Annotated in this window: 14 protein-coding genes; 2 read left to right on the top strand and 12 right to left on the bottom strand. The window is 59.3% G+C overall.

Annotated features, from left to right (window positions below; genetic code table 11):
- Nucleotides 1-6: 6 nt before the first annotated feature.
- From LCH64_RS13710 to LCH64_RS13735, 6 genes are all read right to left on the bottom strand, one after another.
- Complete coding sequence (locus LCH64_RS13710; RefSeq protein WP_201135678.1) at nucleotides 7-615, bottom strand: phage baseplate assembly protein V; 609 nt, start codon at nucleotides 613-615, stop codon at nucleotides 7-9.
- Nucleotides 616-618: 3 nt separating this feature from the next.
- The gene (locus LCH64_RS13715) at nucleotides 619-1,140 is read right to left on the bottom strand and encodes a hypothetical protein (protein ID WP_226500527.1); all 522 of its coding nucleotides are present in this window, start codon (nucleotides 1,138-1,140) and stop codon (nucleotides 619-621) included.
- A gap of 73 nt (nucleotides 1,141-1,213) precedes the next feature.
- Nucleotides 1,214-1,555 carry a phage holin family protein gene (locus LCH64_RS13720; protein WP_226500528.1) on the bottom strand — a complete coding sequence of 114 codons (342 nt, stop codon included), beginning with the start codon at nucleotides 1,553-1,555 and terminating at the stop codon, nucleotides 1,214-1,216.
- A gap of 156 nt (nucleotides 1,556-1,711) precedes the next feature.
- On the bottom strand, nucleotides 1,712-2,158 hold the full coding sequence (locus LCH64_RS13725; RefSeq protein ID WP_226500529.1) for a tail fiber assembly protein: 447 nt from the start codon (nucleotides 2,156-2,158) through the stop codon (nucleotides 1,712-1,714).
- A gap of 147 nt (nucleotides 2,159-2,305) precedes the next feature.
- Nucleotides 2,306-2,731, bottom strand: a complete 426-nt coding sequence (locus LCH64_RS13730; RefSeq protein ID WP_226500530.1) for a tail fiber assembly protein — start codon at nucleotides 2,729-2,731, stop codon at nucleotides 2,306-2,308.
- Between the two features lie 522 nt (nucleotides 2,732-3,253).
- Entirely contained in the window at nucleotides 3,254-3,997 is a 744-nt protein-coding gene (locus tag LCH64_RS13735) for an XRE family transcriptional regulator (protein WP_081794245.1), read from the bottom strand.
- 200 nt (nucleotides 3,998-4,197) lie between these two features.
- Between LCH64_RS13735 and mutS the strand changes: the two genes are divergently transcribed.
- Together mutS and fdxA are read left to right on the top strand one after the other, a co-directional pair.
- Nucleotides 4,198-6,780, top strand: coding sequence for a DNA mismatch repair protein MutS (gene mutS / locus LCH64_RS13740; RefSeq protein ID WP_007964305.1), 2,583 nt, complete (start codon nucleotides 4,198-4,200; stop codon nucleotides 6,778-6,780).
- 163 nt (nucleotides 6,781-6,943) lie between these two features.
- Nucleotides 6,944-7,267 carry a ferredoxin FdxA gene (gene fdxA, locus LCH64_RS13745; protein WP_003222178.1) on the top strand — a complete coding sequence of 108 codons (324 nt, stop codon included), beginning with the start codon at nucleotides 6,944-6,946 and terminating at the stop codon, nucleotides 7,265-7,267.
- 608 nt (nucleotides 7,268-7,875) lie between these two features.
- Here fdxA and rpoS read toward each other — a convergent pair.
- From rpoS to ispF, 6 genes are all read right to left on the bottom strand, one after another.
- Entirely contained in the window at nucleotides 7,876-8,883 is a 1,008-nt protein-coding gene (gene rpoS / locus LCH64_RS13750; RefSeq protein ID WP_103486013.1) for an RNA polymerase sigma factor RpoS, read from the bottom strand.
- A 105-nt stretch (nucleotides 8,884-8,988) separates the two neighbouring features.
- Nucleotides 8,989-9,870, bottom strand: coding sequence for a peptidoglycan DD-metalloendopeptidase family protein (locus LCH64_RS13755; protein WP_226500531.1), 882 nt, complete (start codon nucleotides 9,868-9,870; stop codon nucleotides 8,989-8,991).
- Between the two features lie 212 nt (nucleotides 9,871-10,082).
- Nucleotides 10,083-10,718 (bottom strand): protein-L-isoaspartate(D-aspartate) O-methyltransferase, encoded by a 636-nt coding sequence (locus LCH64_RS13760; protein WP_169841266.1) that lies wholly within the window; start codon nucleotides 10,716-10,718, stop codon nucleotides 10,083-10,085.
- A 41-nt stretch (nucleotides 10,719-10,759) separates the two neighbouring features.
- Nucleotides 10,760-11,509, bottom strand: a complete 750-nt coding sequence (gene surE / locus LCH64_RS13765) for a 5'/3'-nucleotidase SurE (RefSeq protein WP_003222170.1) — start codon at nucleotides 11,507-11,509, stop codon at nucleotides 10,760-10,762.
- Nucleotides 11,497-12,555, bottom strand: coding sequence for a tRNA pseudouridine(13) synthase TruD (gene truD / locus LCH64_RS13770; protein WP_226500532.1), 1,059 nt, complete (start codon nucleotides 12,553-12,555; stop codon nucleotides 11,497-11,499). The genes surE and truD overlap by 13 nt, the downstream gene beginning before the upstream one ends.
- Nucleotides 12,552-13,025 carry a 2-C-methyl-D-erythritol 2,4-cyclodiphosphate synthase gene (gene ispF, locus LCH64_RS13775; RefSeq protein ID WP_007964300.1) on the bottom strand — a complete coding sequence of 158 codons (474 nt, stop codon included), beginning with the start codon at nucleotides 13,023-13,025 and terminating at the stop codon, nucleotides 12,552-12,554. The genes truD and ispF overlap by 4 nt, the downstream gene beginning before the upstream one ends.
- Nucleotides 13,026-13,027 lie beyond the last annotated feature (2 nt).

The raw sequence follows: 13,027 nt of genomic DNA on the forward strand, positions 1-13,027 counted from the left end.
CTTGATTCAGGGGCTGATGACGCGGCCCTGGTGATCCACCAACGGGCCGCTGAAGTGCACGCCCGAGGCGTCGATGCTCAGGCCGACGCCGCCCAGTTGCAGACTGATCAGCTGTGGCGTCATCGTCAGTTGCGCCGGGCCGATGCTCAGTGCAAGCGACTCGCGAGAGCCACTGAATGCGGCCGGGCCGTTCTGCCAGTGCAAGGTGTGCGTGGCGTCGTCGTAGCCGCTTTCGCTGCCGTCGACATGCACCCGGCGCGTCAGCGTCGGTACCGTCGCCGTCGGCGGAAAGCGGTCACTGTTGAGGCCGAACAACGCCACGCTTTGCGCGCCGCTTTCACCGCTGCCGTAGTTGAATAGCAGGCACTGCTCGCCCACGCTCGGAATCCGCGACTCGCTCTGCGCTCCGGCGCTGGGGTTGAAGAACTTGATCGACGGCGTGAGCAATCCTCCGTGGCTGACTTGGCAGGTGTTGCTCGCGGCATCGACGGTCTGGCAAATGCCGATGCGACAAAAACTCTCGGCACGTCGGTGCAGGTCATCGATTTCCGCTTCCATCTCCGCCAGCCGCTCGATGATCGGCCCCAGTTGCATGCGCAGTAATGCGTCGAACATCAGTCAGGCCTCCAGCGCGGTGTATTGGTCGGGGTCATCGATGTTGCTGACTTCCCAGGTGCGGGCGAATTTCGGCGTACCGAGCGGGTCGTCGAGCAAGGTTGGGCCGAGATAGAGGGTCTGGGTGAAGGTCAGCGTCCACGCCTTGTATGGCTGGTCGGCGCGGATCAGCACTGACGGCAGACCATCAAGGTTCATCGGCAGATCACATTGAGCACCGGGCAGGCCCCAACGGTTGTCGGTGATCAGGTTTTTCAGTACGGCGATCAGATCGCAGGCCGCAAATGCGCTCGCAGAAAGTGCCGGAATGACTTGCAGCGACACCGTCATGACGTGGGCGATACGCCCGTCAGCGGCACGTGCGCCCGGTGCATTACGGTCGAAGTCGATCAACGCCCAGGCCTGAGCGCCGGGTGCCGTGAAGTCGTCGTGATTGCCGACCTGCAGGTTCAGGCCGGCGCTGTTGCGCAAGGTTGTCGCCATCGCCGTGAACAGCTGCGAAGGCTGCTGGATCAGTACGGGCATGCATTGACCTCCTTTTCATATGTCCACGCGCAGCCCCGCCGCATCAGTTGCAGCGAGGCAGGAAAGTGTTGAGTTACTGTGGATCGCGCGGCGGGGGAACTTCGCAGACGCCGATGCGCTTGGCGGCCCAGCGTTCGTACAGACCGATGGCCACGTCGGCCCCGGCCATGGCGGTCAGGCAGCCGATTGCGCACGCAGCCCAGATCGACATGCCAGCGGCGTACAACAGCATAATGGCGGACACCCCGCAGATGACGCAGGCACCGGAGCGCAACGCCAGACGTCGCATGAGCGCCCAGCCTCGAGCGCCGTCCTTGTCGGCGCGCCACATTTCACCGGATACCCCGCCCACCAAGGCAAGCAGGATAACCAGCCAGACCGGCATGTCCGCCAACGCTTGTTGCTCGTTTGTCATGTCACGCCTCCTGGTGTGATGGATGAATGGTGTGTGTTGGGTTCAATTGTTTTCTCTTGAGGCAGGCATTCCAAAAAGCCCGGCAATTGGCCGGGCTTTTCAGTAATGCACTCTCGCTTTTGCACTGCAGCTTTTGCACTGCCGCTCATGACGAAATCAGAAGGGGATCACTGGCCAGTTGATCGAGGCAGGGTAGCCGGGTTGATTGTTCACTTCGCCAAGAGCCACGAAGTACTGCTTGTAAGCAAGCAACTTCGCCTCTTCTTCAGACGTAGCAATACCCAGATCGTGCTTGTAATGCAGAGGGTGGAAATTCAGCCATTCGACGGCGTCATCCAGCTCCTTGCGAAGGCGGGTACGTGCGATCACGAGGTGGTCTTCGTCGGTCAGCTCAACAAAAACATATACGCTGGTGCCATTAGGTTGCCAGGACTGAAAAGCCTTCCAGCCGACTTGAACTGTTGTATTGCCAGTTGCATCAACCCATACGCCCGATACTCCCTCGATCGGCGCAGTCGGCATGCCCTCCTCCGTATCCAAAATCTGGATAACCTGCGAAAAGTTGGTGGCGTAGGCACTGCCAACGTAGACATAACGATTCATTTTCAACTCCTTATAAAGTTCAGGCACTGCATTGTTTTGTGCAAACCGTCATTCAGCTCAATGATCCACGGAGCGATGAGAGCGCCAAGCAGGCATTCCAAAAAGCCCGGCAATTGACCGGGCTTTTCAATAGTTAACTCTCGCGACTTACGGCAACTCTGGCCAAACGATGGTCACCGGAAAATCGGGCTGTTTATTGACCTGAGTGAAAGCCACGCAGTACTCCTTGAACGCGCTCAGATACAGCTGCTCCGCAGTAGTGGCAATGCCCAGATCAACTTTGTATTGCAGCCCGGCAGAGACGACACGGGTGATTGCATTGTCGAACCGACGCGTTTTTTCATTGCGCAGTTGTTCACCCAACACAGATTGGCCCCAAGGGAACTCGGGGGCGAAAGACCAGACGCCGTCGGTGTTGACCGCGTTATGGCCGTAGTCAACCTGGCCAGCTGCGGTAGCGGTAATGTCGACCCACACTTGGTCGCCGGGAAACTCTTCGGTGATTGGATTGACCGTTTCGAAGATGTTGTCGACTTTGCCATTCACTACGCGTGCATATTTTTTCAAGCTCATTGCTAGCATCCTTATTTGATCGCCGGTATCGCGGCATAGATTTATCTGTCTGCATCAGGCAGGCATTCCAAAAAGCCCGGCAATGGTTGCCGGGCTTTTCAGTAATGCGCTCCTTCGCCTTCCTTCAAATCCTGTATCCGAGAAGGAAGCTGACTTTTCGGCGCTACTGGCGCGGTACGAGTCCGTTCAAATTGTTTTTCCGACCGCGGTCCCTGCCCGCCGGATAACTGCTCTTGGTGCTTTACGCTGCACACCCGGGTCAGTTGCCAACCCTCTGAACCGTTGAGGCCGGTTCATCGCTGCCTGTTCTTGTGGAACTAAAGAGCTGTTGTTGCCAGCCGCTTTGTCGAGCGGCTTGGTGGCAAGGATATGCATGGATGCATATACAGTCAATGCATAGATGCATTTATTTATGCGCAAGAAATGCACCGACGCATGAAAGCCGCATAAATCAAGGCGTTGGGGTTTTATTCGGGCGAAAAAAAACCCGCCAGGGGGCGGGTTCTAAGTGAAGGGGGAAGTCTATCGGGCGTACATGCCCCACCAGAAGACGTGACCGAGGATGACGATCTGCTCTTCCTGCATGTCCTGGAAGCTGTAGTCCTCGTCCGGATGCTCATCACGGTTGAAACTGCGCAGACGGATGCCGGTCGGCAGGCGATAGAGTTGCTTCACGCGCAACTGACCGTTGTGATTGATCGCGTACAGGTCGCCATCGATGATGTCGCCGATCCCGCACTTGCCGGCGTTCACCCCGACCGTGGCGCCATCACGCAGCACTGGCATCATGCTGTTACCGCGCACCGTCACGCATTTGGCCTGGTCGAACTGCACACCATTGTGGCGCAGGCTGCGCTTGCCGAAGCGCAGGCTAGAGCGTTCGCTCTCTTCGATGACGAATCTTCCTGATCCAGCAGCCAATTCAACCTCGCGAAGAAAGGGCACCGACACCTCGTCGTCATCGACAGGGGTATCGTCGTCCCACAGGCTTATGTCCTTGAGTTCCGCATGCACGTCATCACGCGCGCCGCCCGTCGCCGGTGCGACGTCTGCGCGGCCGCGCAATTGATCAGTGCTCACATTGAAGTATTCGGCGATCTTCGAAATGTGTTTATCCGAAGGATCGACGATCTTCCCGCTGAGAATCCGCGAGAGCGTTGATTGAGGCACGCCGGTGCGACGGTGGAGCTCCGTGGGGGAGATCCCGTGCTGGTCGAGCAGTGCTCTTAAGACGGAGGATACGTTGCGTTTTTGCATAACGCGCATAGTGCTTGAAGTTTTTTCCGAAGACAAATGCTGATTTGCATAAATCGTGCATATATCACAATTAAACGCAGAAAGTGCCAGCGGACTGTCATGCCTGCGTCAAGCAGACTGCCCATGGTAACCTTGCGCCCATCGCGGAAAAGCCCGGCGGTTGCCCTTGCTTTTGCCCTACATCATTTAACGAGTTACCTGACAATCCGATGAATAAAGCCGTCTCCGACCTGTCCTCCCACACCCCGATGATGCAGCAGTACTGGCGCCTGAAGAACCAGCACCCGGACCAGCTGATGTTCTATCGCATGGGCGACTTCTACGAGATCTTCTATGAAGACGCGAAGAAGGCTGCCAAGTTGCTCGACATCACCCTGACCGCGCGCGGTCAGTCGGCGGGACAGGCGATTCCGATGTGCGGGATTCCTTACCACGCGGCGGAAGGTTATCTGGCGAAACTGGTCAAGCTCGGCGAGTCGGTAGTGATCTGCGAGCAGGTCGGCGATCCGGCTACCAGCAAGGGGCCGGTGGAGCGCCAGGTGGTGCGGATCATTACCCCGGGCACGGTCAGTGACGAGGCGCTACTCGATGAGCGCCGCGACAATCTGATTGCGGCGGTACTGGGCGACGAGCGTCTGTTCGGTCTGGCTGTGCTGGACATCACCAGTGGCAACTTCACCGTGCTCGAAATCAAGGGCTGGGAGAACCTGCTGGCGGAACTGGAGCGGGTCAACCCGGTGGAACTGCTGATCCCGGACGACTGGCCGAAAGACCTGCCGGCGGAAAAACGCCGTGGCGTGCGTCGTCGTGCACCGTGGGATTTCGAGCGTGACTCGGCGCTGAAAAGTCTCTGCCAGCAGTTTTCCACGCAAGACCTGAAAGGCTTCGGCTGCGAAACCCTGACCCTGGCCATCGGCGCCGCCGGTTGCCTGCTGGCCTACGCCAAGGAAACCCAGCGCACCGCCCTGCCCCATCTGCGCAGCCTGCGTCATGAGCGCCTGGATGACACCGTGGTGCTCGACGGCGCCAGTCGCCGCAACCTGGAACTCGATACCAACCTGGCCGGCGGTCGCGACAACACCCTGCAGTCGGTGGTCGATCGCTGCCAGACCGCGATGGGCAGCCGCCTGCTGACCCGTTGGCTGAACCGTCCGCTGCGTGATCTGACCGTGCTGCTGGCGCGGCAGACCTCGATCACTTGTCTGCTCGATGGCTACCGCTTCGAAAAACTCCAGCCACAGCTGAAGGAAATCGGCGACATCGAGCGGATTCTGGCGCGGATCGGCCTGCGCAATGCGCGCCCTCGCGACCTTGCTCGACTGCGTGATGCTCTCGGCGCCCTGCCACAACTGCAAGTGGCGATGACCGACCTGGAAGCGCCGCACCTGCAACGCCTGGCAACCACCACCAGCACCTACCCGGAACTGGCGGCGCTGCTGGAAAAAGCCATTATCGACAACCCGCCAGCGGTGATCCGCGACGGCGGCGTGCTGAAAACCGGTTACGACAGCGAACTCGATGAGCTGCAATCGCTGAGTGAGAACGCCGGCCAGTTCCTGATCGATCTCGAAGCCCGGGAAAAGGCGCGCACTGGCCTGGCCAACCTGAAAGTCGGCTACAACCGCATTCACGGCTACTTCATCGAGCTGCCGAGCAAGCAGGCGGAATCCGCTCCGGCCGATTACATCCGTCGCCAGACGCTCAAGGGCGCCGAGCGCTTCATCACGCCGGAGCTGAAAGAGTTCGAAGACAAGGCGCTGTCGGCCAAGAGCCGTGCCCTCGCCCGCGAGAAAATGCTCTACGAGGCGCTGCTGGAAGACCTGATCAGCCAGCTGCCACCACTGCAGGACACCGCCGGCGCACTGGCCGAACTGGATGTGCTGAGCAACCTCGCCGAACGTGCGCTGAACCTTGACCTGAACTGCCCGCGCTTCGTCAGCGAGCCGTGCATGCGCATCACCCAGGGTCGTCACCCGGTGGTCGAGCAAGTGCTGACCACGCCGTTCGTGGCCAACGACCTGAGCCTGGATGACAACACCCGGATGCTGGTGATCACCGGTCCGAACATGGGCGGTAAATCCACCTACATGCGCCAGACCGCATTGATCGTGCTGCTGGCGCATATCGGCAGCTTCGTGCCGGCGGCCAGTTGCGAGTTGTCGCTGGTGGACCGGATCTTCACCCGGATCGGCTCCAGCGATGACCTCGCCGGTGGCCGTTCGACCTTCATGGTCGAGATGAGCGAAACCGCCAACATCCTGCACAACGCTACCGAACGCAGTCTGGTGCTGATGGACGAAGTTGGGCGCGGCACCAGCACCTTCGACGGCCTGTCGCTGGCATGGGCGGCCGCCGAGCGTCTGGCGCATCTGCGTGCCTATACTCTATTTGCTACGCACTATTTCGAGCTCACCGTGTTGCCGGAAGCCGAGCCTTTGGTGGCCAACGTGCATCTGAACGCCACCGAGCACAACGAGCGCATCGTGTTCCTGCACCATGTGTTGCCGGGGCCTGCCAGCCAGAGCTACGGCCTGGCGGTAGCGCAACTGGCCGGCGTGCCGAGTGAAGTGATCGTGCGTGCCCGTGAGCACTTGAGCCGACTGGAAGACACCGCATTGCCGCATGAAGCGCCCAAGCCTGCCGTCAAAGGCAAACCGGCCGCTCCGCAGCAAAGCGATATGTTTGCCAGCCTGCCGCACCCAGTGCTCGATGAGTTGGCCAAAGTGGATCTCGATGACCTGACCCCGCGTCGAGCGCTCGAATTGTTATATGCACTCAAGAACCGGATCTAAGCACTAAAGAACCGGATATAACGCAAACGGCTTCAAGCTGTTAGAATCTCGCGCGGTTTGGGATGCTGCTGGCTAATAGCCTGGCTGGCAGACATCGCTCCCGAACCTGGCGACCCCAACCGTGAAGGGGCAACGCTGCCGCCGCCTGAGGAGAAAATTAGAAATGACCTTCGTCGTCACCGACAACTGCATCAAGTGCAAGTACACCGACTGCGTAGAAGTCTGTCCGGTGGACTGCTTTTACGAAGGCCCGAACTTCCTGGTGATTCACCCGGATGAGTGCATCGACTGCGCCCTGTGCGAACCGGAATGCCCGGCCGTCGCGATTTTCTCCGAGGACGAAGTTCCGGAGGATATGCAGGAGTTCATTCAACTGAACGTTGAATTGGCCGAAATCTGGCCAAACATCACCGAGAAGAAAGAATCGCTGCCGGATGCCGAAGAGTGGGATGGCGTCAAAGGCAAGATCAAAGACCTCGAACGCTGATCTGTCGCGCGTTACGAAAAGGCCCTTTGCGGGCCTTTTTGCTTTCCGGGTTTTACTTTTCTACAGGCAAAAAAAGGGGCGGTTTGACCCGCCCACATTTTTTCCCTATTCCCTGTGTTCCTTTTCATCGTCCTGATGAATCGCGTCCTGCGATGTCCATTCCCCTCTTCCTTGAAGGGCGTGTCTGTCCGTCGACACAGTGCTGATACTAAAGAGTTCCCTGCCGAGAGCAATCGGTGTTGCGGGCTGAAAAACCCTGTAATAAGCACTTCACAATAAAAAATAAGCTTTTAAATCAACTAGTTAAACTCGATCACTCTGAGCAATCGACGTCTGCCGTCCTGCAAAAATAGGGAACACTTACGAAAGAGTAAGCCAAGGCTTACACCGTGAGACTACAAACGATGGAAATGCTGACCGTATGTCCGGCAATGAACTTTGTGGCGAGGCAGCTTGCTCTCGCTTGAGTGCGCAGCACTCATGAGTCTTTGGGATTGCTGCGCAATCCGGCGGGAGTAAGCGCCCTCGCCACAGACAGTCATCAGCCAATATCCGAGCAATAAAAAACCCCGAAGTCGGGGCTTTTTATGGGCGGGTGTCAGAGGCGCTTACTGAAACAGCGACTCGCTCGACAGGCCATTCTTCTCGAGAATTTCCCGAAGGCGCTTCAGGCCCTCCACCTGGATCTGCCGCACCCGTTCCCGGGTCAGGCCAATCTCCAGGCCTACATCTTCCAGCGTGCTGCTCTCATGCCCGCGCAGGCCGAAGCGGCGTACAACCACCTCGCGCTGCTTGTCGGTCAGTTCCGAGAGCCATTGATCGATGCTCTGTGACAGGTCGTCATCCTGCAGCAGTTCGCATGGATCGGTCGGACGGTCATCCGTCAGGGTGTCCAGCAGGGTTTTATCCGAATCCGGACCCAGCGAGACGTCGACCGAAGAAACCCGCTCGTTCAGGCCGAGCATGCGCTTGACCTCGCCCACCGGTTTTTCCAGCAGGTTGGCGATTTCTTCGGGTGAAGGTTCGTGATCGAGCTTTTGCGTCAGTTCCCGTGCCGCCCGCAGGTAGACGTTGAGTTCCTTGACCACATGAATCGGCAGCCGGATGGTCCGGGTCTGATTCATGATCGCGCGCTCGATGGTCTGACGAATCCACCAGGTAGCGTAGGTCGAGAAGCGGAAGCCGCGCTCGGGATCGAACTTTTCCACCGCGCGGATCAAGCCGAGGTTGCCCTCTTCGATCAGGTCCAGCAGCGACAGCCCTCGATTGACGTAACGCCGGGCGATCTTCACGACCAGCCGCAGGTTACTTTCAATCATGCGCTTGCGCCCCGCCGGATCGCCACTTTGCGACAGACGCGCGAAGTGAACTTCTTCCTCAGGGGAGAGCAGTGGAGAAAAGCCGATTTCGTTGAGATACAGCTGCGTGGCATCGAGTGCCCGAGTGTAGTCGATGTACTTGTGTTGCTTAAGTGAAGCGGAGTGTTTGGATCTGGAACGAACGGAAGGTGGAGCAGCCCCTTCATCATTCGACATCGAATCCGAATCGATGCCGGTCTCCATAAGGAGAACCTCATCGTCGATGTCAAACTCCGGCACTTCTTTACTGAGAGCCATTGTTATAGTCCTTTGGTGAGTTCGACCCCAAGCTCAAGCGACGCCTTTATCCTTGGCAGCGCTGGAGCCTGTCCCCTCTACGCGACGGAACAGGCTGGCCTCAAATCAACGTCTGGGCAGGAACTGCAGCGGATCTACAGGTTTACCTTGTCGGCGAATCTCAAAATGCAGTTTCACCCGGTCTGTACCCGTTGACCCCATTTCGGCAATTGTCTGTCCGACCTTGACCTGCTGCCCCTCCCGTACCAACAGCCTGCGGTTATGTCCGTAGGCACTGACGTAGGTTTCGCTGTGTTTGATGATGACTAATTCGCCGTAGCCCCTTAAGCCACTCCCGGCGTAAACCACCGTCCCATCAGACGCAGCTAAAACAGGCTGTCCCAAATCTCCGGCGATATCAATTCCTTTATTCAAACTACCGTTTGAAGAGAATTTTCCAATCAGAATGCCATTAGATGGCCATCCCCAGCCGGTCGGGGCCGGACCCGGTGGAGGCAGTGGAGCAGGTGCCGATTTACTGGCGACGGACGGTGCAGCCCCCGCAGAACCAGCACCGGAGCCGGTCACCGTGGTGGTCGTCGTGCCATTCGCCTGGCGCCGGATTACCGTAGTTTTGCTCGACGATGATGGCGCGGAACCACCGTTGCTCACAACCGCCGTCGGCGTTGAACCGGTACGGCCGTCAAAGCGAATTGTCTGACCCGGGTGGATCGTATACGGCGTAGGAATATTGTTCCGGGCAGCGAGGGCTTTGTAGTCCCAGCCGTAGCGAAAAGCGATGGAAAACAGCGTATCGCCCGGACGGACTACATACTGCCCGGTCGTGACGGCCGGACGCTGGGCCGCCGCACTGTTGCGATCGACCACCCGCACGTTACTCGATTTGGTGCTGGAGCAACCGACCAGCAAGGTGCTCAAGACAAGGCCAGTCACCAGGCGCTGAAAGCTCGTGTTACCCATACGCTGCGCAATGACTGTGAGACTCACCCGCCGCTCCCTTTGTGGTGGCTGAAAAAATATGGAATGCCCATTCAGGCATGAGGTGTCGCAAGTATAACGGGCCGCGCCGTCTTTACCTTTAATGAAGCGAAATCGCTGCACGCACACGTTTGCCAAGAACCGATCGACTGCGTTTAAACACTCGCCGCCGCTGTAAGACCGAAGCCAGCGCCAGGAATTCAGCGCCCGCAAACAAATGCTCAGGCCAGTGGGCCATTGAGCAATGGCACGAAGCGCACCGCCCCCAGAACGTGACGAGAAAAGCCGTGTTCTTCGCGCACGATCAGCATCAGTTGCTGCACTTCCCCCGAGCCGACCGGAATCACCATCCGCCCACCCGGTGCCAGTTGATCGAGCAACGCCTGCGGCACATCGGTCGCAACCGCGGTGACGATGATGCCGTTGTACGGCGCCAGCGCCGGCCAGCCTTCCCAGCCATCGCCCCAGCGGAACACCACGTTACGCAGGTTCAGTTCGACCAGACGTTCCTTGGCCCGATCCTGCAAGACCTTGATGCGCTCGACCGAAAATACCCGCTCAACCAGTTGCGACAGCACCGCCGTCTGATAGCCCGAACCGGTACCGATCTCCAGCACCTTGTCCAAAGGCCCGGCCTCCAGCAGCAGCTCGCTCATGCGCGCCACCATATAAGGCTGGGAGATGGTCTGGTTGTGGCCGATCGGCAGCGCAGTATCTTCGTAGGCGCGATGCGCCAGCGCTTCATCGACAAACAGATGACGCGGCGTACGGCGGATCACTTCCAGCACCTTGGCGTTGGACAGGCCTTCTTCATACAGACGCTGGATCAGACGTTCGCGCGTGCGCTGCGACGTCATGCCGATGCCGCTGCGCATTCTGTCTTCGTGTTCACGAGCCATCAGCGCAGTCCCTCCAGCCAGCCGTCCAGACTTCTGAAGGCGTCGTTGAAGGTGCGATCGAGCTGCAACGGCGTGATCGAGACATAGCCCTGCATCACCGCATGAAAATCAGTGCCCGGGCCGCCGTCTTCGGCATCGCCGGCAGCAGCAATCCAGTAACCGGCCTTGCCCCGCGGATCGACCACTTTCATCGGCGCTGCCGCTCGGGCGCGATGGCCCAGACGGGTCAGCTGAATGCCCCGAATATGGTCGATCGGCAGATTGGGAATGTTCACGTTCAGCACCGTACGCGGCGGCAGGTCCAGCCCGGCATGCGCCTCGACCAGTTTGCGCGCGAAATGTGCTGCTGTCGCCAGATTGTCCACCTGTCGCGAACACAGCGAGAACGCAAACGAAGGGCGCTCGAGAAAGCGTCCTTCGAGGGCTGCCGCCACAGTGCCGGAATACAGCACGTCATCGCCAAGATTGGCGCCGAGGTTGATCCCGGAAACCACCATGTCCGGTTCGCGCTCCAGCAGGCCGTTGAGGCCCAGGTGCACGCAGTCGGTCGGCGTACCGTTGAGGCTGATGAAACCGTTGGCCAGGTATTGCGGGTGCAGCGGACGGTCGAGCGTCAGCGAACTGCTGGCGCCGCTTTTGTCCTGCTCCGGGGCGATAACCACGCATTCGGTGTAATCCGCCAGCGCAGCATAAAGCGCGGCGAGACCGGGTGCGGTTACCCCATCGTCGTTAGAAATCAGAATACGCATGGGCTGTCCGTCTGCCCCACCGGCACCAGATCAACGAGTTCGCGCACCAATACGGTGGCGAAGCATCCGGCCGGGAGGACGAATTCCAGTTGCAGAATGTCAGGCTGGGGATAATGCCACGACAACCCGCCAATGGGCAGCCGCAGGATGCGACGTTCGTGGCTCATTCCGGCAATGATCAACCAATCGCGCAGATCCGCCTCACGCTCGGCAATCCCCTGCTCCAGGTCATGGACAGCGCCGGCAGTCGGTGAGTCACCTTCGCCCCACTGCGGGCCGGTCGGGTGCAGGTCGAGAATCGCCAGGCGCGGATCGCTGCATTCAGCAACACCCGCCGGGAAGAAACTGCGGCTGTCGGTAAACGCCAGCAGGTCGCCGACCTGCGCCTGCTGCCAGGTGCCATCGGCCACCCGGGCGGCCAGCACCTGATTGAACAGAAAACTGCGCGCCGTCGACAGCAGCCGCGAACGCACATTGCGCTGCTCCGGCAGCGCCTTGCGCGCCGCCCACGCACGCGCATCAACGACGTTGCCGCCGTCATGGCCAAAACGCTGGGCGCCGAAATAATTGGGAATGCCTTGCCTGGCGATCAGTTGCAGACGCTGTTCGATCGCGTCCTTGTCGCCGGCAAACTGGGTCAGGCGCAAGGTGAAGCCGTTGGCCGAATGCGCGCCGCGTTGCAGCTTGCGCTTGTGGCGTGTGGTCTTGAGGATCTTCAACGTGTCGTTTTCCGCCGCCGACAGATCCGGGTCGGCCTTGCCCGGCAGTTGCACGCTGAACCACTGACGGGTCAGTGCCTGACGATCCTTGAGCCCGGCATAACTGACGGTGCGCAATGGCACGCCGGCGGCCTTGGCGATGCGCCGTGCCGCTTCTTCGGTGTTCAGACCACGCTTTTCGACCCAGATCCACAGGTGTTCGCCATCGCCGCTGAACGGGATGTCGAGCACTTCATCGACCTGGAAATCTTCGGCGATGGCTTTCAGTACCGCAGTGCCGAGTGGTTCGCCATAGGCGCGCGGGCCGAGCAATTGCAGTTCGTTCATGCGCGCAGCAACAAGGCAACGGAGTGTACGGCGATGCCTTCTTCGCGACCGACAAAGCCGAGTTTTTCGGTGGTGGTAGCTTTCACGTTCACTTGATCCAGCTCAACTTGCAGATCGGCGGCGATCAACGCGCGCATCGCTTCGATATGCGGGGCCATTTTCGGTGCCTGGGCGACGATGGTGTTGTCGACGTTACCGACTTTCCAGCCTTTGGCGTGGATCAGCGCGACCACATGACGCAGCAGCACACGGCTGTCGGCGCCCTTGAATTGCGGGTCGGTGTCCGGAAAGTGCTTGCCGATATCGCCCAGCGCGGCCGCGCCGAGCAACGCATCGCTCAAGGCGTGCAGCAGGACGTCACCGTCGGAGTGAGCGAGCAGCCCGAAGCTGTGTGCAATGCGCACGCCGCCCAGAGTAATGAAATCGCCTTCAGCGAAACGGTGAACATCGTAGCCGTGGCCAATACGCATAA

Origin of the sequence: Pseudomonas sp. MWU16-30322 (assembly GCF_020515535.1) — a bacterium.
In the GTDB taxonomy this organism is placed as follows: Bacteria; Pseudomonadota; Gammaproteobacteria; order Pseudomonadales; family Pseudomonadaceae; genus Aquipseudomonas; species Aquipseudomonas fluorescens_H.

Bases quoted from the DNA above. Each gene is read 5' to 3' on its own strand.
- mutS (WP_007964305.1), top strand. From the start codon at position 4,198: ATGAATAAAGCCGTCTCCGACCTGTCCTCCCACACCCCGATGATGCAG.
- LCH64_RS13725 (WP_226500529.1), bottom strand. From the start codon at position 2,158: ATGAATCGTTATGTCTACGTTGGCAGTGCCTACGCCACCAACTTTTCG.
- LCH64_RS13735 (WP_081794245.1), bottom strand. From the start codon at position 3,997: ATGCGCGTTATGCAAAAACGCAACGTATCCTCCGTCTTAAGAGCACTG.
- LCH64_RS13730 (WP_226500530.1), bottom strand. From the start codon at position 2,731: ATGAGCTTGAAAAAATATGCACGCGTAGTGAATGGCAAAGTCGACAAC.
- LCH64_RS13710 (WP_201135678.1), bottom strand. From the start codon at position 615: ATGTTCGACGCATTACTGCGCATGCAACTGGGGCCGATCATCGAGCGG.
- fdxA (WP_003222178.1), top strand. From the start codon at position 6,944: ATGACCTTCGTCGTCACCGACAACTGCATCAAGTGCAAGTACACCGAC.
- ispF (WP_007964300.1), bottom strand. From the start codon at position 13,025: ATGCGTATTGGCCACGGCTACGATGTTCACCGTTTCGCTGAAGGCGAT.
- LCH64_RS13760 (WP_169841266.1), bottom strand. From the start codon at position 10,718: ATGACGTCGCAGCGCACGCGCGAACGTCTGATCCAGCGTCTGTATGAA.
- LCH64_RS13715 (WP_226500527.1), bottom strand. From the start codon at position 1,140: ATGCCCGTACTGATCCAGCAGCCTTCGCAGCTGTTCACGGCGATGGCG.
- LCH64_RS13720 (WP_226500528.1), bottom strand. From the start codon at position 1,555: ATGACAAACGAGCAACAAGCGTTGGCGGACATGCCGGTCTGGCTGGTT.
- truD (WP_226500532.1), bottom strand. From the start codon at position 12,555: ATGAACGAACTGCAATTGCTCGGCCCGCGCGCCTATGGCGAACCACTC.
- rpoS (WP_103486013.1), bottom strand. From the start codon at position 8,883: ATGGCTCTCAGTAAAGAAGTGCCGGAGTTTGACATCGACGATGAGGTT.
- surE (WP_003222170.1), bottom strand. From the start codon at position 11,509: ATGCGTATTCTGATTTCTAACGACGATGGGGTAACCGCACCCGGTCTC.